We start from the raw sequence: 19,179 nt of genomic DNA, 5'->3' as shown, positions 1-19,179 counted from the left end.
CATTTTTTATTAAAAATATAACAAAATTTTAAATTAATTTTTATTATCTATCTACATCTGACATTACAAAATCTATACTTCCTAAATATGATATTAAATCTGAAATACTGTGTCCATTTATTACTGAAGGAATTTGTTGTAAATGAGGGAAACTAGGAGTTCTTATTCTAGTTCTATAACTCATATTTCCTCCATCACTAATTATATAGTAACTATTTATTCCTTTACTTCCTTCTACCATTTGAAAGGATTCACCAAATGGTATTATAGGACCCCATGAAACTTGTAAAAAATGTGATATCATATTTTCAATATTATTAAATACTAATTCTTTTGGAGGAGGAGTAGTAAGTGGATGATCAGATTTAAAAGGACCTTCAGGCATATTATCAATACATTGTTCTAAAATATATAAACTTTGAAAAATTTCTTCAAATTTTAACATTACTCTAGTATAACAATCACTATTTTCTTCTCCTAAAGGTATTTTAAAATCAAAATTTTCATATCCAGAATATGGTCTAGATTTTCTAACATCAAAATTTATACCAGTAGCTCTTAAACCAGATCCTGTAACACCCCATGATAAAGCAGAAAATTTATTATATTCAGCTATATTTTTTGATCTACTTATTAATATACTATTTTTTAAAGAAGTAAAATAATATTTGTTCATTCTGTTTTTAATCCAATCTAAACAACTTTTTAATAACTTATTCCATCCTTTTGGTAAATCATGAGACAAACCTCCTATTCTAAACCAAGCTGGATGCATTCTAAATCCAGTAATAGACTCTATAACATCATAAATTTTTTGACGATCTGTAAACATTAAAAATATTGGAGTAATTGCTCCTAAATCTTGAATAAAAGTTGCTATATATAATAAATGACTATTTATTCTAAATAATTCTGATAACATTACTCTTATAACTTTAACTCTATCAGAAACAACTATATTAGCTAATTTTTCTATAGATAAAATATAAGGCATTTCATTTATGCATCCTCCTAAATATTCTATTCTATCAGTATATGGTATATAATTGTGCCAAGATTGACGTTCTGCCATTTTTTCCGCTCCTCTATGATGAAATCCTATTTCCGGAACACAATTTATTATTTTTTCACCATATAACTGAAGAACTATTCTAAAAACTCCGTGAACAGATGGATGATTTGGACCTAAATTCAAAAACATAAAATTAGAATTTTTAATTCCAGAATTCATACCCCAATCTTTAGGATTAAATTTTAAAGATTCCATTTCTGAATTTTCTAAATCTTCAGTTAAACTATATTCTTCTCTTTCTGTAGCTCTAGATAAATAATCTTTTCTCAAAGGATATCCATTCCAATTTTTAGGCATTATTATTCTTCTTAAAAATGGATGTCCTAAAAATTTTATTCCAAACATTTCCCATGTTTCACATTCATACCAATTTGCATTATTAAATATTTTTGTAATACTATTTACTTTCATATCATTTATTTTTATAGGAACTTTTATTAAAATATCTTTATTTCTTTCTATAGACATTAAATGATAAAATACTGAAAATTCTGATTTTGGTAAATTTTTTCTATTAGATCTAGTTCTTTCATCAACTCCATGAAGATCATATAAAAAAATATATGGTTTATCTATATTTTTTAAAAAAATTAAAATATCTATTAATATATCTTTATTTATCCATATTACATCACATCCAATTTTAGTATTTTGTATATAAAGTATATTATTATTAAATATTTTAATTATTTTTTTTATAGTATAATAATCATAAAAAATATAATTATTATTTTTTTTTTTTAAAATTTCTATTTTTTTTTTCATTTTTTTTTAAATTTATTATATTGTTTCTTGATTTTTATATTTTATATCAATTTTTTTATTTTTATTTCTTAAAATTTTTTCTGATTTCATCTTTATTTTATAATATTTATTTTCTTTGTCTATAACCCATGATAATGGTCTTTTTTCTTTATATATAGATTTTTGTAATAATCTTAATGCATGTATATAAGCTTCTGGTCTTGGGGGGCATCCAGGAACATAAACATCTACAGGTATTATCTTATCTACACCTTGAACTACTGAATATATATCATACATACCTCCAGAATTTGCACATGCACCCATAGAAATTACCCATTTAGGTTCTAACATTTGATCATATAATAATTTTATTATTGGAGCCATTTTAATGAATGGAGTTCCAGATATTACCATTAAATCTGATTGTCTAGGAGAAGTTCTAATTACTTCTGATCCAAATCTAGAAACATCATGAAACGAAGTAAAACTAGTAGCCATTTCCACATAACAACAAGATAATCCAAAATTATAAGGCCATATAGAATTTTTTCTTCCCCAATTTACAACTTTAGTAAAAATATTTTTTAAATTTCCAAAAAATATATTTTTAAAACTATTTTTTTTAGAAAACTTTTTATCATTTTTTTTAAAATTTTGATCATTAATTTTTGTAAACGTATATTTCATATTAACCTCATAAAAATAATTATATATTATATAAAAATATTTAACTTTTTTTGTTGAAATCAAAAATATTAAGTCTAATTATATAAAAAAAACTTATAGACAAAGTAAATACAAAAAACAAGGATTCAAAAAATCCAAGCCAAGAAGTTTCTCTAACACTAATAGACCAAGTATATAAATATAAAGATTCAGTATCAAAAATTACAAAAAATAAAACTATTAAATAAAATTGCACAAAAAAACTAGAATTATAATTACCATAAGAATATATTCCTGATTCAAACGGTAAATTTTTATTTTTTGATTCACGCTTAGTACCTAAAAAATTGCTTATCAATAATATTATTAAACAAAATATTATTGAAGATATAAAATAAATTAAAATAGAATAATCTTTCATATTTTTGTAGTATAAAAATAATATTTTATAAAAAACAAATAATAAAAATATTATATAATAATTATTTTCAATATTGATACAATTATATATAAAAATCAATTTTTTTAATATATTTACACTTGATTGATAGTTAAAATGACCCCATGATAATTATTATAAGAAAATATTTTAAATTATTAAATAAAATAAAAAATATAAAAGGAACAATAAAATGAGTAAAATTATAGGAATAGATTTAGGAACTACAAATTCTTGTGTAGCAATAACAGATGGTAATAAAACTAAAGTACTAGAAAATTCTGAAGGTGATAGAACAACTCCATCAATAATTGCATATACTCAAGAAGAAGAAGTATTAGTAGGGCAACCAGCAAAAAGACAAGCTATAACTAATCCAAAAAATACTTTATTTGCTATAAAAAGATTAATAGGTAGAAAATTTACAGATAAAGAAGTTCAAAAAGACATAAAAATTATGCCTTATGAAATAATAAATTCTAAAAATGGAGATGCATGGATAAAAATAAAAAATAAAAAAATAGCTCCACCTCAAATATCAGCTGAAATATTAAAAAAAATGAAAAAAACTGCTGAAGAATACGTTGGAGAAAAAATTAATGAAGCAGTAATTACTGTACCTGCATATTTTAATGATGCTCAAAGACAAGCAACAAAAGATGCTGGGAAAATAGCAGGATTAGAAGTAAAAAGAATAATAAATGAACCTACTGCTGCTGCTTTAGCATATGGTTTAGATAAAAATAAGGGAAATAGAACTATAGCAGTATATGATTTAGGTGGTGGTACATTTGATATTTCTATAATAGAAATAGATGAAGTAGATAAAGAAAAAACATTTGAAGTATTATCTACAAATGGTGACACACATTTAGGAGGTGAAGATTTTGATAGTAGAGTTATAAACTATTTAGTAGAAGAATTTAAAAAAGAACAAGGAATAGATCTAAGAAAAGATTCTTTAGCTATGCAAAGATTAAAAGAATCTGCAGAAAAATCTAAAATAGAACTTTCTACTATAAATCAAACTGACATAAATTTACCCTATATAACTGCAGATGCTTCTGGACCTAAACATCTTAATATAAAACTAACTAGATCAAAATTAGAATCATTAGTAGAAGATTTAGTAAAAAGATCTATAAAACCTTTAGAATTAGCTTTAAAAGATGCAAAATTATCAAAATCTAATATTAATGATATAATATTAGTAGGTGGTCAAACTAGAATGCCTATGGTACAAAAAGAAGTTGCAAAATTTTTTGGTAAAGATCCTAGAAAAGATATCAATCCAGACGAAGCTGTGGCTGTAGGTGCTGCTGTTCAGGGAGGTGTTTTATCAGGTGATGTTAAAGATGTTTTATTATTAGATGTAACTCCGTTGTCATTAGGAATAGAAACAATGGGTGGTATTATGACAACTTTAATAAATAAAAATACGACTGTTCCTACAAAACATAGTCAAATATTTTCTACAGCAGAAGACAATCAATCAGCAGTTACAATACATGTTTTACAAGGAGAAAGAAAAAGAGCTTTAAATAATAAATCATTAGGTCAATTTAATTTAGATGGAATACAACCAGCTCCTAGAGGAATGCCTCAAATAGAAGTTACATTTGATATAGATGCAGATGGAATTTTACATGTTTCAGCAAAAGATAAAAATACTAATAAAGAACAAAAAATAACTATTAAAGCATCATCAGGATTAAATGAAGAAGAAATAAAAAAAATGATTAATGATGCTGAAAAAAATTCTGAAAATGATAGAAAATTTGAAGAATTAATGAGAATTAGAAATCATGGAGATCAAATTTCTCATAGCACTAAAAAACAATTGTTAGAAAATTCAGAAAAAATAACTAAAGAAAATAAAGAAAAAATAGAAAAATCTTTACAAAGATTAGATTTATCACTAAAAGGAGAAAATAAAAAAGAAATAGAAGAAAATATAAAATTAGTAATGAATGTATCTTCTCAAATTATGCAATTTAATGAAAATAATAATAAAGATATAAAAAATAATGAAAAAAATTCAGAAAAAAAAGAAAAAAATGTAGTAGATGCTGAATTTGAAGAAGTAAAAAATTCTAAAAAATAAAAAATTACTTAAAAAAAAAAAAAAAATATGTTTTTTCTTTAAAACTTCTAACAATTTACACGGGGCAGATTTTTCTGAACCCGTGATTTTTATATATTAAAATTTAGGAAAAAGAAGAGTGTCTAAAAAAGATTATTATAAAATTTTAGGAATATCAAAATCAGCTACAGATTTAGAAATAAAAAAAGCATATAAAAGATTAGCAATAAAATATCATCCTGATAGAAATCAAGGAAACAAAAATTTTGAAGAAAAATTTAAAGAAATAAAAGAAGCTTATGAAATATTATCAAATCAAGAAAAAAGATCTGCATATGACAAATATGGACATAAAGCTTTTGATCAATCAAATTATAATAGTTATAATGGAAATTTTTCTAGTACAAATGATTTTGGAGACATATTTGGAGAAGTTTTTGGAGATATATTTGGAGATGAAAAAAAAGATCATTTTGAAAAAGGATCAGATTTACAATATAATTTGAATATAAATTTAGAAGATGTAGTAAACGGAATAGAAAAAAATATAAAAATACCTACATTTAAAAAATGTAATTTTTGTAAAGGAACAGGAAACAGAAAAAATTTATATAATAACAAATGTAATACATGCAATGGAAATGGACAAATACATGTAAGAAAAGGATTTTTTACTATTCAACAGACTTGTTATACTTGTAATGGTAATGGAAAACATATAAAAGATCCATGTTATAAATGTAATGGAGAAGGAAGATTAAATACTATTAGAACATTATCTATAAAAATTCCACCAGGAATAGATACTGGAGATAAAATTAGACTTAATAAAGAAGGAGAAGCAGGAAAAAATAATGCACCTAATGGTGATTTATACATAAAGATAAAAATAAAAAAACATCCAATTTTTAAAAGAAAAAAATCAAATTTATATTGTAAAATACCTATAAACTTTTCTATAGCAGCTATTGGTGGAATAGTAGAAGTTCCTACTTTAAATGGAAAAGTAAAATTAAAAATTCCTAAAGAAACTCAATATGGAGAATTATTTAGAATAAGAGAAAAAGGAGTAAAAACAATAAATAGCATGTATTTAGGAGATTTAATATGCAAAATAATTGTTGAAACACCAGTAAATTTAAATGAAAAACAAAAAAAAATAATTTATAAATTAGGAAAAAGTTTAAATACATCAAATGGTAATAAAAATAGTCCTAAATATGAAAGGTTTTTTTATAGAGTAAAAAAATTTTTTGAAAATTTGAGAAAATATAAAATATAAAAATGTTGCTTCCTTAAATTAAAAATAAGGAGGCAATTTTAAATGCCTCCTATAAAATTTATAAAAAATAAATTTTTTTAATTTTTAATATTAGAAATTTTCTTTATAATTTTAACTAAATTATGTTTATGTCTAGCTGCTTTATTTTTATGTATTATTTTTTTCACAGAATATTTGTCTACAATAGATTGAAAAATTTTAAAATAATATAAACATTTTTTTAAATTTTTAATTTTTGCATTTTCTTTTACTTTTTTAAAAAAAGTTTTTATTCTAGATTTTTTACTATTATTTCTAAATTTTCTACTTATAGATCTTATTTTATCTTTTTTAGAAGATTTTATATTTGCCATAACAATTTTTTATTTTTTTTTTAATAATATTTTCAAATTATAAAAAATATAATATATAAACTAACTATACAATAAAAAAAATTAAAATTATAATATATAATATTATACAGTTTTTAATATTATTTTATTATAATAAAAAATAATAAAAAATATTAATTTTATAATAAATATTTTTATATAGAAATTATTTTTATAAAATATTTTATTAAAAATATATTATTTTAATAATAAAATTATTAAATTAAAATTTGTTAAAAATAAAAATTATTTAAAAAATAAACTAAAATGAAAAATTATAAAAAAACATTAAATTTGCCTAAAACAAAATTTTCTATGAAAGCTAATTTAATAAATAAAGAACCAGAAATTTTAAAAAAATGGAAAAAGTTAAATATACAAAAAATAATAGAAAAAAATAATATAAATAAAGAAAAATTTATATTACAAGATGGACCTCCATACGCAAATGGAAATATACATATAGGACATGCATTAAATAAAATATTAAAAGACATAATAATAAAATCTAAATGTTTATCTAATTTCAATGCATTATATACTCCATCTTGGGATTGTCATGGATTACCTATAGAACAAAAAATTGAAGAAAAAATAAAAAAAAATAAAAAAAAAATAGATAAAAAATATTTTAAAAAAAAATGTAAAAAGTATGTTTTAAAACAGATATCAAGACAAAAAAAAGAATTTATTAGATTAGGAATATTCGCAAATTGGAAAAATTCATATATTACTATGAATCTAAAAAGCCAAAAAAATGTAATAAATAAATTAAAAAAAATAATTAAAAAAAAATATATATATTCTGCATATAAACCAATACATTGGTGTATAAAATGTAAATCTTCATTAGCTGAAGCAGAATTAAAATATAAAAAAAAAAAATGTAATACAATTTTTGTATTATTTAAAATAAAAGAAAAAGAAAAATTAAAAAAAATATTTAAAATAAAAAAAAATAAAAAAAATATTTATGCACCTATTTGGACAACAACTCCATGGAGTTTACCATCAAATCAAGCAATATCTTTAAATGCCAATATATATTATAATATTATAGAAACAAAAAAAATTAACATAATTTTAGCAAAAAAAATAACAAAATCAATTTTAAAAGAGTTTAAAATAAAAAAATATAAAATATTAGGAAAAGAACTAGGAAAAAAAATAGAATTTATAAAATGTCATCATCCATTTATAAAAAAAAATGTACCTATAATTTTGTCCAATCATGTAAATTTAAAAGTTGGAACTGGTTTAGTTCATATATCTCCTGACAATGGTCCAGAAGATTTTGAAGCTGGAAAAAAATATGATATAAAACCATTAAATTTAATAACAAAAAATGGTTTTTATAAAAAAAATATACATAAATTATTAAATAAAAAATTTATTTTTGATTCTAATAAAATTATTATAAAAATATTAAAAAAAAAAAATAAAATAATATATAAAAAAAATATTTTTCATAAATATCCATTTTGTTGGAGACATAATTATCCAATAATTTTTATATCTAGACCTCAATGGTTTATAAATATAAATAAAAAAAAATTTAAAAAACAAGTTATAAAAGAAATAAAAAAAGTAAAATGGAAACCAGAATGGGGAATGAAAAAAATGATAAATATGTTAAAAAACAGACCAGACTGGTGTATTTCTAGACAAAGACATTGGGGAGTGCCTATAACTATTTTTGTAGAAAAAAATACTAATAAAATGCATTATAATACAAAAAAATTTATTGAAAAAATTGAAAAAAACTTATTTAAATTAGGTAATGAATATTGGGAAAATATAGAAAAAAAAGAATTTTTGTTTAAAAAAGAAAAAAATTATTTTAAAAGTAAAGACGTATTAGATGTATGGTTTGATTCTGGATCTATAGATGTAAATTCTGTATATAAAAATTTTAAAAAAAAATTAAAAGCAGATTTATATATAGAAGGATCAGATCAATATAGAGGATGGTTTATGTCTTCTATTATAATTTCGATGATTACAAAAAAAATGTCACCATATAAAAATGTAATAGCTCATGGATTTGTAGTAGATAAAAATGGAAAAAAAATGTCAAAATCAGAAGGAAACATTATTAAACCAAGTAAAATAATAAAAAATTTTGGAGCTGATATTCTTAGACTTTGGGTTTCTTCTACTGATTATTTAAAAGAAATAGTAATATCAAATAATGTAATAAACAATGTTATAGATATATATAGAAAAATAAGAAATACTATAAAATTTATGTTATCTAATTTATATGATTTTAAAGAAAATTTAGAAAATATAAAATATAAAAAACTTATATTAATAGATAAATGGATAATAGGTAGAACTAAAATAATACAAAAAAAAATAATAAATTTTTATGAAAAATATGAATTTCATAAAATAATAAATATTATTACTAAATTTTGTAATTTAGAACTAGGATCATTTTATTTAGATATAATAAAAGATAGATTATATACTCTTCCAAAAAAAAGTTTAGAAAGAAAAAGTTGTCAAACAACTTTACATAAAATTTTAAATGCAATGGTAATATGGATTTATCCTATTTTACCTTTTACATCATATGAAATATGGGAATTTATTAAAAAAAATAATAAAACTCATATATTTACACAAAATTGGTTTAATAAATTAAAAAGTTTTTCAAAAAATGAAATTTTAAATTTATCAGATTGGCAAAATTTAATATTAATAAAAAATAAAGTTAACATTGAAATAGAAAAATCAATAAGAAAAAAAATTATAAAAAATTCTTTAGAATCATATATAAAAATATATGTTAACAAAAATATTAAAAAAAAAATTGAAATATTAAAAAAAGAAATAAAATTTATGTTCATAGTATCTAAAGTAAAAATAAAAGATATTAAAACAAAAAATAAATCAAAAAAAGAAATTAAAATATATGTTAAAAAATACAAAGGAAAAAAATGTGAAAGATGCTGGAATTTTTTTAAAAAAAATAAAAAAAAAGAACTAATATATAAAAATTTATGTATGAGATGTATAGAAAATATTACAAAAATAGGTGAAAAAAGAAATTTTTTATAAATAAAAATATATAAAATTTTATTTTAAACATAGAAAATATTTAATTTATACTATATTTTATAAAAAAAATAATTTAACATAATTAATGTTTATACATTATAAAAATATTAAAAATATGAAAAATAAAAAAATAAGAATTGCAGTTTCAGGAGCAAATGGAAGAATGGGTAAAATTATTATAAAAGAAATTTTTAAAATAAAAAATATAATTTTATCTATTTTAATAACAAAAAAAAAAATAAAAAATATACAATATAAAAATAAAAATTATAAAATTAAAAAATGTACATCTTTAAAAAATCAAGAGAAAAATTTTGATGTAATAATAGATTTTTCTGAAAAAAAAAATACTATAAAAAATATAAAATATTGTGTAAAAAATAAAAAAAATATAATAATTGGAACTACTGGATTTAATGATGAAGAAGAAAAATTTATAAAGTTATCTTCTAAAAAAATATGTATAGTAAAATCATCAAATTTTAGTAATGGAATAAATTTAATATATTTTATTTTAAAAAAAATAATAAAAAAATTAAAAGATAAAAAAATAAAAATAAAAGAAGAACATCATAAAAATAAAAAAGATTCTCCTTCTGGTACATCTATAGAATTTGCAAAAATAATAAATAAAAAACTTAGAAAAAAATTTTGTAAAAACGAAATATTAAAAAGTAAAAATATAAATTTTATTTCAAAAAGAAAAGGAAATATTATAGGAAATCATTCAATAATTTTTTCAGATAAAAATGAAATTTTTAAAATAAGTCATAAAGCAAAAAATAGATCTATTTTTGCAATAGGAGCTATACAATCTGCAATATGGTGTTTTAAAAAAAAATTTGGATTGTTTAGTATGAAAAACATAATTAACAAAAAATAAAAAAATATATTATGGAAAAAAAAAATGAAAAAGCAGTATTACTTTTAGAAAACAATGAAATTTTTAAAGGAAAAATTGCTGGAAACAAAAAATTATGTGTAGGTGAAATAATTTTTAATACTTCAATTACAGGATATCAAGAAATAATAACAGATCCATCATATTTCAATCAAATTGTTTTATTAACTTCCCCGCATATAGGAAACACTGGAATAAATTATGAAGACAATGAATCTAAATCTGTATATTTAAATGGTTTAATATTAAAAGATATATATAACAATCCAAATCATTACAAATGTAAAAAGAAATTTAAAAATTTTTTAATAAAAAAAAAAATAATTTCTATATATGACATAGATACTAGAAAGCTAGTAAAAATATTGAGAAATTTAGGAACACAAATAGGATGCATTTTTGAAGACAAAAAAAAAAATTATAAAATAGCAAAAAAAAAAATTTTAGATTTTAAAAATAATATTAAATTAAAAAAAAATAAAAAAATATCTACAAAAAAAATATATATATGGAAAAAATCAAAATTTATAAATAACTATAATATTGAAAAAAATAAAGAAAAATTAATTTTAATAGTATATGATTACGGAGTAAAATTTAATATTTTAAAAATTTTTTCAAAATATAATTGTAAAATTGTAGTAGTACCATCAAACACTAAAATGAAAAAAATTTTAAAATATAATCCACATGGTATACTTTTATCTAATGGTCCTGGAAATCCAATAGAATATTCAAAAGAAATAAAAATAGTAAAAGAGATTTTGTCAAAAACAAAAATACCAATATTAGGAATATGTTTAGGTCATCAACTTCTATCTTTATCTGTTGGTCTTAAAATAAAAAAAATGAAATTTGGTCATCATGGTTCTAATCATCCTGTTAAAGAAATAAAAACTAATAAAATATTTATAACATCACAAAATCATAACTTTTCGGTTTTACATAAAAAAAATAATAAAAATATAAAAATAACACATATTTCATTGCTAGATAATACTATACAAGGAATATATATAAAAAAAAGAAACGTAATAGGTTTTCAAGGTCATCCTGAAGGAAGTCCTGGCCCACATGATGCAAAAAAAATATTAATAAATTTTTTAAAAATTATGAAAAAATATAAAAAAAATAGAGAAAAATAATGCCTAAAAGAAAAGATATAAAAACTATTCTTGTAATAGGATCTGGACCAATTATAATAGGACAAGCTTGTGAATTTGACTATTCAGGAACTCAATCTTGTAAAGCATTAAAAGAAGAAGGATTTAAAGTAATATTAATAAATTCTAATCCTGCAACTATTATGACTGATCCTGATATAGCAGACGTAACATATATTGAACCTATACATTGGAAAATAATAAAAAATATAATCAAAAAAGAAAGACCAAATGCAATACTTCCTACTATGGGAGGACAAACTGCTTTAAATTGTGTTATAAAATTAAATAAAAAAAAAGTTTTAAACAAATATAAAGTAGAAATTATTGGAGTATCAATAAATGCTATAAATAAATCAGAAAATAGAAAACTTTTTAAAAAATCTATGAAAGAAATAAATTTATATACAGCAAAATCTAAAATAGTAAATAACATATTTTCTGCAAAAAAAATTATCAAAAATATAGGACTTCCTTGTATAATAAGACCATCTTTTACTATGGGTGGTAGTGGAAGTGGAATAGCAAAAAATAAAAAAGAATTTGAAAAAATGTGTAAAATTGGACTTAAATCTTCTCCAATAGGACAATTACAAATAGATGAATTTTTAACAGGATGGAAAGAATTTGAAATAGAAATTATAAAAGATTCTAATGAAAATTGTATAGTAATATGTTCTATAGAAAATTTAGATCCCATTGGTATACATACAGGAGACTCTATAACAATAGCTCCAGCACAAACTTTGACTGATAAAGAATACCAATATATGAGAAATTCTTCAATTAAAATATTAAAAAAAATAGGAATAAAAACCGGAGGATCTAATGTACAATTTGCGCTAAATCCAAAAAATGGAAAAATAGTAGTTATAGAAGTAAATCCAAGAGTTTCAAGATCTTCTGCATTAGCATCTAAAGCTACAGGTTATCCAATAGCAAAAATAGTTACTAAATTATCTATAGGATATACTCTAGACGAATTAAAAAATGATATTACAAAAAATAATATATCATCATCTTTCGAACCTTCTATAGATTATATAGTCACTAAAATACCTAAATTTAATTTTGAAAAATTTAAAAATTGTAATGATAGACTTACCACACAAATGAAATCTGTTGGTGAAATAATGTCAATAGGAAGAACATTTAAAGAATCTTTACAAAAAGGATTATGTAGTTTAGAAGATAAAAACAATATTTTTTTAAAAAAAATAAAAAAATATAACAAAAAAAAAATAGAATATGAACTAAAAGTAGCTGGACCTAAAAGAATTTTATATATAGCTGAAGCAATTAGATTCGGATTAAGTTTAGAAAAAATTTTTAGTTTAACCAAAATTGATAAATGGTTTCTACAACAAATTTTAGAAATAATAAAATTAGAAAAAATTATTAAAAATACAAAAAAAAATAAAATAAATTCAAAATTTTTAATGTTAATAAAAAAAAATGGATTTTCAGATTATATGATATCAAATTTAATTAATATTAAAGAAAAAAATATTAGAAAAATAAGAAAAAAATATAATATATATCCTACATATAAAAGAATAGACATGTGTTCCGCAGAATTTCCAGCAAAAACTACATATATGTATTCTACATGGGAAGATGAATGTGAGTCAAAGCCAACAAAAAAAAATAAAAAAATTATAATAATAGGAAGTGGACCTAATAGAATAGGACAAGGAATAGAATTTGATTATTGTTGTGTTCATGCATCTATTGCATTAAAAGAAATAAATTTTGAAACTATTATGATAAATTGTAATCCAGAAACTGTTTCTACTGATTATAGTATTTCAGATAAACTATATTTTGAACCAATAACTATAGAACATATATTAAATATTGTTAGAATAGAAAAACCTTTAGGGGTATTAATACAATATGGTGGACAAACACCATTAAAACTAGCAAATGAATTACATAAAGAAAAAATAAAAATTGTTGGTACGAATATAAAAAGTATAAAAAAAACAGAAAACAGAAAAAAATTTAAAAAAATAATAAAAAAATTAAAACTAAAACAACCAAAAAATTATACAGTTAAAACTTTAAAAGAAGCATTAAAAAAATCTAAAAAAATAAAATATCCTATTATAATAAGACCTTCATATGTTATAGGAGGTAAAAATATGGAAATAGTATATAATAATTTTGAACTTAAAAAACATTTCAAAAAATTTTATAAAAAAAATAATAAATCTATTTTATTAGATCATTATTTAAAAGATGCTATAGAAATAGATGTAGATGCAATATGTGATAAAAAAACTGTTTTTATAGCAGGAATATTAGAACATATAGAAAAAGCTGGAATACATTCAGGAGACTCAGCTTGCGTATTACCCACATATACAATAAAAAAAAATATAAAAAAAAAAATAAGAGAACAAGTAAAAAAAATATCTATATATTTAAAAATTAAAGGCATGATAAACATACAATTTGCAATAAAAAACAAAAAAATATATATATTAGAAGTAAATCCTAGAGCATCTAGAACTATACCATTTATATCAAAAGCTATAGGAATACCATTAGCTAAAGTCGCAGCAAAAGTAATGTGTGGAATATCTTTAAAAAAACAAAAAATAACGAACGAAATAACTCCAGAATATTTTTATATAAAAGAATCAATATTTCCATATAATAAATTCTATGAATCAAATTATATGTTAGGACCAGAAATGAAATCTACAGGTGAAATAATGGGAATAGGAAAAAATTTTTCAGAAGCATTTTCAAAAATAATTTTATCACAAAAAACTAATATTAAAAAAATAAAAAATGTTTTTATATATACAAAAGAATATTATAAAAAAGAAATTATAAAAATATCTAAAAAATTAGAAAATTTAAATTTTAAAATACATACTACAAAAAAAATTAATAATTTTTTAAAAAAAAAAAATATAAAAACATATTATAAAAATGAAATATATAAAAAAATAGAAAATATTATAAAAAATATAAAGAAAAAAAAATATGATTATATAATATGTATTAAAAAAATTAAAAAAAAAGAAACAAAAAATTTCTACAAAATAGTAAAAAATGCAATAAAATATAATATTTATTTTGATACTACAATTAGATTAGCTAATGCTACTATTTCATCATTAAAAAAAAATCCTTATAAAAATATAATTTCTATTCAAAAACTACATAAAAAAAATAATATATAAAATATTTTATAAAAACACAAAATTTTTTTGTTTAAAAAAATAATAAAAAACTTTTGTGTTTTAAAAATTATATTAAAAAAAATATATAAAATTAATAAAATGATTCATAAAATTTTTTTTTGTCTTCCCATCTTAACATAGTCAATTTATTTCCTTTACAACAACCAGTGTCCATTGCATAAAAATTTTTTGGAACTCCTTCTCCATTTAAAGATGACCAATGTCCAAAAATTATACTAAATTTTTTTGGTATTTTATTTTTAGTTAAAAACCATGGAATTAAATTTTTTTTATAATTTTCAGGAGGAAAATTTTTGTATTCTAAATCTAAGTCATAAGTTTTTTTTACACAATATCTCATTCTAGTAAAACCGTTAATAGCAAATTTTATATTATTTTTATTTTCTAAACAATTATTCCATTTACAATTGTTTACAAACATCATATTTAAAATATAAAAAATTTTTTTATAATTATTGCTACTCAATATTTTTTTTATTAAATTAGAATAATGTTTTGACAAATTTATTCCCCATTTTGGAGGAATTCCAGAATGAGAAATGACAAATTTTTTTTTTAAATTTACTCTAAATATTGGTTGTTTTCTTAACCAATCTATTATACATCTTAAACTTTTAAAATTATAATCACTATTTTTAAAATTATTATTTTTATCTGGAAATAATATGTTTTCAAAATACAATCTTATTAAATTTAAATCATGATTACCTAAAACTATTTTTATAGATTTTTTATTACTATATAAAAAATTTAATACTTCTATTGAATTAGGACCTTTAGAAACTAAATCTCCAGTTACCCACAAAGTATCTTTTTTAAAATTAAATGAAACTTTATTCAATAAATTTTTTAATTGTTTAAAACATCCATGTATATCACCAACAAAATAAGTACTCATTATTTTTATAGAAAATTAAAAAAACATATTTATAATTATAACAATTAAAACTTAGTTAGTACATAAAATTTTTAAAAATATTTTTAGAAAAATATTTTGTTAATTTACAATATTCTATTATAGTTATATTTTGAGCTCTTAATGATGAATTAATATTTAATTTAAAAAAAATATTTTTATTAAATATTTTTGATAAACTATTTTTTAAAATTTTTCTTCTTTTAGAAAATGCAGTTGAAACTATATATTTAAAATGTTTCATATTAATTTCATCATCAAAAAATTTATTTGTAGGAAACAACTTTACAAAACATGAATTTACTTTAGGTGAAGGATAAAAAGATTTAGGACCTATTTTAAAAAGAATTTTTATTTTAAAATAATATTGTAAAAATATACTTAATTTTCCATAAAATTTGCTACCAACTTTAGCTGAAATTTTTTTAGCTACTTCATATTGAAGCATAAAATGAATATCTTCTATTTTTTTTAAAAATTTTATACAATAAAATATTATGTTAATAGAAATATTATAAGGTAAATTACCAATTATTCTTATAGGAAAATAATTTTTTAATTTTTTTTTAAAATTAAATTTTAATATATCTTCATTAAAAATATTAACATTTTTTTTAAAAAAATAATTTTTTAAAAATTTAAATAAATAATTATCAATTTCTATAACTAACAATTTTTTTACATAAATATATAAAACTTTTGTTAAAGATCCAGATCCAGCTCCTATTTCAAAAAAATTATTATTTTTTTTTGGACAAATATATTTTAAAATTTTTTCAATTATTTTCATATCTACTAAAAAATTTTGTCCAAGAGATTTTTTTAATTTAATTTTTTTTTTCAAATATATATTCATAAAAAAAATTCTCGCAATAATTAAAAAATACAAAAAAATATTAAACAATATTATTTTTTATAAAATTAAAATTAATATTTTTCAATAAAATTATATTAATTGTAATAAAAATATTTGAAAAAATATAAAAAAATATTTTAAAAATCAAATAATGTTTATTAATGACACGTAAAATAAAAATTTATATACAAATAATTAATACGTGCCAATTAAAATAATAATATTAAAAATAAAAATATTAAAAAAATTTTATAAAATTTTCAATAAGAAAAAATCTATATGCAATATTTCATTTTTGAAAACATGTCTTTGAATTTCTAATATTTTTACTAAATATTTTATTTTATTTAAATAAATTATAATATTTTTTTTATAAATATCTTCTAAAAATTTTAATTTTAATATTTGATTAATTTTTAAATAAATTGGTATAGATTTTTTTTTAACTGAATATAAAATACATGGATATTTATTTTGTTTTCTTAATCTTTTACTATTTCTAGTACCTAAATTATTTCTATAATGTGCTTTAATAATAATTTTCATATTTTTTATCCAAAATTTAAAAAAAAGATTTCAAAAACAATATTTCGTCTTTTAAAAGATCTTTTCTCTTAGTTTCTAATATAATTGGAATATTATCAAATTTTTTATTTTTTATTATAAAAGAAAAAATATCATTTCCTATTTTTCCAAAACCTAAATTTTCATGTCTATCAATTTTACTTCCTAAAGATCCTAAAGAATCATTTAAATGAATTCCTTTCAAATAATTAAATCCTATTAACTTATTAAATTCTAAAAAAACTTCTTGTATACTTTCTATATTACTTATATCATATCCAGAAGAAAATAAATGACATGTATCTATACAAACACCAATTCTAGAAGTATCATCAATTAAATTTATTAATTCATATAAATGTTCAAATTTATAACCTATACTAGTACCCATACCTGAAGTATTTTCTAATATTATAGAAACATTTTCTGTTTCGCAAAATATTTCATTAATTGTATTAGAAGCAATTTTAAAACATGTTTTAATATTATTTTTTTCTATATAATTACCAGGATGAACATTAATATATTTTATTCCTAATTTATTGCATCTTACTATTTCTGACAAAAAAGATTTTTTTGATAAATAATTTTTTTCTTTATTAGGATTACATAAATTTATTAAATAACTAGCATGAGGTAATATTTGATTGTATGTAAAATTATATTTTTTCATATTATATTTAAAATTTTTTATTACTGTATTATCTATTTCTTTTTCAAACCATTTTCTTGGATTTTTTATAAAAAATGATATTGCATTAGCATGTATTTTATTAGCTTCTAAAAAAACTGAATCTAAACTATTTAAACAACTAAAATGAGCTCCAATATATTTAGTCATAAAATTAAATAAAAAATATAAAATAAAATATATATTAAAAAGTATTAATATATTAACATATTTAAAAATGTGTAAAAAAAAAATAAAAATATGAAAAAAGAAAAAATTTTTTGTTTACAAAAAATAATACAAATTATAGAACATTTTTGGGAAAAAAATGGATGTACTATTGTTCCATCATTAGATATTCCTATTGGAGCTGGAACATTTCATAAAGAAACTTTTTTTAATTCTATATCATCAAAAAAATTTTCTAGAATATATTTACAAGCATGCAGAAGACCTTCAGATAGTAGAAATGGAAAAAGTAATAGTAGATTACAACATTATTATCAAATACAAGTTGTAATTAACCCACCTCCAAAAGATATACAAAAAAAATATATAAATTCATTAAAAGCTCTAAATATAAATCCTAAAATTCAAGATATAAAGTTTATAGAAGATAATTGGGAAAATAAAACAATAGGAGCCTCTGGGGTAGGATGGGAAGTAAGAGTAAATGGTATGGAAGTTACACAATTTACATATTTTCAAAAAATGGCAAATTTAGAATGTAATCCATCCACTGTAGAAATAACATATGGATTAGAAAGAATAGCTATGCATATACAAAACAAAAATAACATATATGAATTAATATGGAATGAAAAGTTAAATGAAAAAATAAAATATAAAGAAATATTCTTATATAATGAAATAGAGCAAAGTTTGTATAATCTTAAAAAATCTAATATTAAGGAAATATTAAATTTTTTTAAAAAAAACATAAAAGAATCTAAAAGATTAATTTTATTAAAAAATCCATTAATATTTCCTTCTTATGAACATTTATTATTATCTATACATCAGTTTAATTTATTAGAATCAAGAAAACATTTTTCTATTATAGAAAGACAAAATTATATATATAAAATAAGAAATTTGTCAAAATTAATTGCAATTAAATATTGTATAAAAAATAATATAAATTATAAAAAAAAATAAAAATAGG

At 19.3% G+C, this 19,179-nt stretch carries 15 protein-coding genes; 7 read left to right on the top strand and 8 right to left on the bottom strand.

All coding sequences use genetic code 11. The features are described 5' to 3' along the window. Nucleotides 1–43: 43 nt before the first annotated feature. The 3 genes from nuoC to ndhC are packed head-to-tail and all read right to left on the bottom strand — an operon-like array spanning nucleotide 44 to nucleotide 2,906. A complete protein-coding gene (gene nuoC / locus RJK19_RS00580) occupies nucleotides 44–1,837 on the bottom strand; it encodes an NADH-quinone oxidoreductase subunit C/D (RefSeq protein ID WP_343184141.1) in 1,794 nt (597 codons plus the stop codon). A 15-nt stretch (nucleotides 1,838–1,852) separates the two neighbouring features. Continuing rightward, the gene (locus RJK19_RS00575; RefSeq protein ID WP_343184140.1) at nucleotides 1,853–2,506 is read right to left on the bottom strand and encodes an NADH-quinone oxidoreductase subunit B; all 654 of its coding nucleotides are present in this window, start codon (nucleotides 2,504–2,506) and stop codon (nucleotides 1,853–1,855) included. A 40-nt stretch (nucleotides 2,507–2,546) separates the two neighbouring features. After that, the gene (gene ndhC / locus RJK19_RS00570) at nucleotides 2,547–2,906 is read right to left on the bottom strand and encodes an NADH-quinone oxidoreductase subunit A (RefSeq protein WP_343184139.1); all 360 of its coding nucleotides are present in this window, start codon (nucleotides 2,904–2,906) and stop codon (nucleotides 2,547–2,549) included. 211 nt (nucleotides 2,907–3,117) lie between these two features. Here ndhC and dnaK point away from each other — a divergent pair, with 211 nt between their 5' ends. Together dnaK and dnaJ are read left to right on the top strand one after the other, a co-directional pair. Continuing rightward, complete coding sequence (dnaK, locus tag RJK19_RS00565) at nucleotides 3,118–5,028, top strand: molecular chaperone DnaK (protein WP_343184138.1); 1,911 nt, start codon at nucleotides 3,118–3,120, stop codon at nucleotides 5,026–5,028. 118 nt (nucleotides 5,029–5,146) lie between these two features. Continuing rightward, complete coding sequence (gene dnaJ, locus RJK19_RS00560) at nucleotides 5,147–6,289, top strand: molecular chaperone DnaJ (RefSeq protein ID WP_343184137.1); 1,143 nt, start codon at nucleotides 5,147–5,149, stop codon at nucleotides 6,287–6,289. A gap of 77 nt (nucleotides 6,290–6,366) precedes the next feature. On the opposite strand, the gene rpsT is transcribed toward dnaJ, so the two are convergent. Further along, nucleotides 6,367–6,642 carry a 30S ribosomal protein S20 gene (gene rpsT, locus RJK19_RS00555; RefSeq protein ID WP_343184136.1) on the bottom strand — a complete coding sequence of 92 codons (276 nt, stop codon included), beginning with the start codon at nucleotides 6,640–6,642 and terminating at the stop codon, nucleotides 6,367–6,369. 285 nt (nucleotides 6,643–6,927) lie between these two features. On the opposite strand from rpsT, the gene ileS reads away from it, so the two are divergent. From ileS to carB, 4 genes are all read left to right on the top strand, one after another. Beyond that, nucleotides 6,928–9,726 (top strand): isoleucine--tRNA ligase, encoded by a 2,799-nt coding sequence (gene ileS, locus RJK19_RS00550; RefSeq protein WP_343184135.1) that lies wholly within the window; start codon nucleotides 6,928–6,930, stop codon nucleotides 9,724–9,726. A gap of 115 nt (nucleotides 9,727–9,841) precedes the next feature. Then, nucleotides 9,842–10,609 (top strand): 4-hydroxy-tetrahydrodipicolinate reductase, encoded by a 768-nt coding sequence (gene dapB, locus RJK19_RS00545; protein ID WP_343184134.1) that lies wholly within the window; start codon nucleotides 9,842–9,844, stop codon nucleotides 10,607–10,609. Between the two features lie 11 nt (nucleotides 10,610–10,620). Further along, nucleotides 10,621–11,772 (top strand): glutamine-hydrolyzing carbamoyl-phosphate synthase small subunit, encoded by a 1,152-nt coding sequence (carA, locus tag RJK19_RS00540; protein ID WP_343184133.1) that lies wholly within the window; start codon nucleotides 10,621–10,623, stop codon nucleotides 11,770–11,772. Next, nucleotides 11,772–14,987, top strand: a complete 3,216-nt coding sequence (gene carB / locus RJK19_RS00535) for a carbamoyl-phosphate synthase large subunit (protein ID WP_343184132.1) — start codon at nucleotides 11,772–11,774, stop codon at nucleotides 14,985–14,987. Before carA ends, carB begins: the two co-directional genes overlap by 1 nt. A gap of 91 nt (nucleotides 14,988–15,078) precedes the next feature. Here the strand turns inward: carB and RJK19_RS00530 are convergent, their stop codons facing one another. From RJK19_RS00530 to nfo, 4 genes are all read right to left on the bottom strand, one after another. After that, nucleotides 15,079–15,906, bottom strand: a complete 828-nt coding sequence (locus RJK19_RS00530) for a symmetrical bis(5'-nucleosyl)-tetraphosphatase (RefSeq protein ID WP_343184131.1) — start codon at nucleotides 15,904–15,906, stop codon at nucleotides 15,079–15,081. A gap of 55 nt (nucleotides 15,907–15,961) precedes the next feature. Then, nucleotides 15,962–16,780 (bottom strand): 16S rRNA (adenine(1518)-N(6)/adenine(1519)-N(6))-dimethyltransferase RsmA, encoded by an 819-nt coding sequence (gene rsmA, locus RJK19_RS00525; protein WP_343184130.1) that lies wholly within the window; start codon nucleotides 16,778–16,780, stop codon nucleotides 15,962–15,964. A 249-nt stretch (nucleotides 16,781–17,029) separates the two neighbouring features. Further along, nucleotides 17,030–17,326, bottom strand: a complete 297-nt coding sequence (gene rplY, locus RJK19_RS00520) for a 50S ribosomal protein L25 (RefSeq protein WP_343184129.1) — start codon at nucleotides 17,324–17,326, stop codon at nucleotides 17,030–17,032. A gap of 16 nt (nucleotides 17,327–17,342) precedes the next feature. After that, nucleotides 17,343–18,185, bottom strand: coding sequence for a deoxyribonuclease IV (nfo, locus tag RJK19_RS00515; protein WP_343184128.1), 843 nt, complete (start codon nucleotides 18,183–18,185; stop codon nucleotides 17,343–17,345). 90 nt (nucleotides 18,186–18,275) lie between these two features. Here nfo and RJK19_RS00510 point away from each other — a divergent pair, with 90 nt between their 5' ends. Next, on the top strand, nucleotides 18,276–19,172 hold the full coding sequence (locus RJK19_RS00510) for a glycine--tRNA ligase subunit alpha (protein ID WP_343184127.1): 897 nt from the start codon (nucleotides 18,276–18,278) through the stop codon (nucleotides 19,170–19,172). Nucleotides 19,173–19,179: the final 7 nt, after the last annotated feature.

Source organism: Buchnera aphidicola (Ceratovacuna keduensis) (assembly GCF_039372665.1).
Lineage (GTDB): Bacteria > Pseudomonadota > Gammaproteobacteria > Enterobacterales > Enterobacteriaceae > Buchnera_G > Buchnera_G aphidicola_D.
The sequence above is the reverse complement of the archived record's forward strand: the minus strand, read 5'-3'. Positions and strand labels throughout refer to the sequence as shown.

Bases quoted from the DNA above. Each gene is read 5' to 3' on its own strand.
- dapB (WP_343184134.1), top strand. From the start codon at position 9,842: ATGAAAAATAAAAAAATAAGAATTGCAGTTTCAGGAGCAAATGGAAGA.
- nfo (WP_343184128.1), bottom strand. From the start codon at position 18,185: ATGACTAAATATATTGGAGCTCATTTTAGTTGTTTAAATAGTTTAGAT.
- dnaK (WP_343184138.1), top strand. From the start codon at position 3,118: ATGAGTAAAATTATAGGAATAGATTTAGGAACTACAAATTCTTGTGTA.
- nuoC (WP_343184141.1), bottom strand. From the start codon at position 1,837: ATGAAAAAAAAAATAGAAATTTTAAAAAAAAAAAATAATAATTATATT.
- RJK19_RS00575 (WP_343184140.1), bottom strand. From the start codon at position 2,506: ATGAAATATACGTTTACAAAAATTAATGATCAAAATTTTAAAAAAAAT.
- rpsT (WP_343184136.1), bottom strand. From the start codon at position 6,642: ATGGCAAATATAAAATCTTCTAAAAAAGATAAAATAAGATCTATAAGT.
- rplY (WP_343184129.1), bottom strand. From the start codon at position 17,326: ATGAAAATTATTATTAAAGCACATTATAGAAATAATTTAGGTACTAGA.
- RJK19_RS00530 (WP_343184131.1), bottom strand. From the start codon at position 15,906: ATGAGTACTTATTTTGTTGGTGATATACATGGATGTTTTAAACAATTA.
- carA (WP_343184133.1), top strand. From the start codon at position 10,621: ATGGAAAAAAAAAATGAAAAAGCAGTATTACTTTTAGAAAACAATGAA.
- rsmA (WP_343184130.1), bottom strand. From the start codon at position 16,780: ATGAATATATATTTGAAAAAAAAAATTAAATTAAAAAAATCTCTTGGA.
- ileS (WP_343184135.1), top strand. From the start codon at position 6,928: ATGAAAAATTATAAAAAAACATTAAATTTGCCTAAAACAAAATTTTCT.
- carB (WP_343184132.1), top strand. From the start codon at position 11,772: ATGCCTAAAAGAAAAGATATAAAAACTATTCTTGTAATAGGATCTGGA.
- RJK19_RS00510 (WP_343184127.1), top strand. From the start codon at position 18,276: ATGAAAAAAGAAAAAATTTTTTGTTTACAAAAAATAATACAAATTATA.
- ndhC (WP_343184139.1), bottom strand. From the start codon at position 2,906: ATGAAAGATTATTCTATTTTAATTTATTTTATATCTTCAATAATATTT.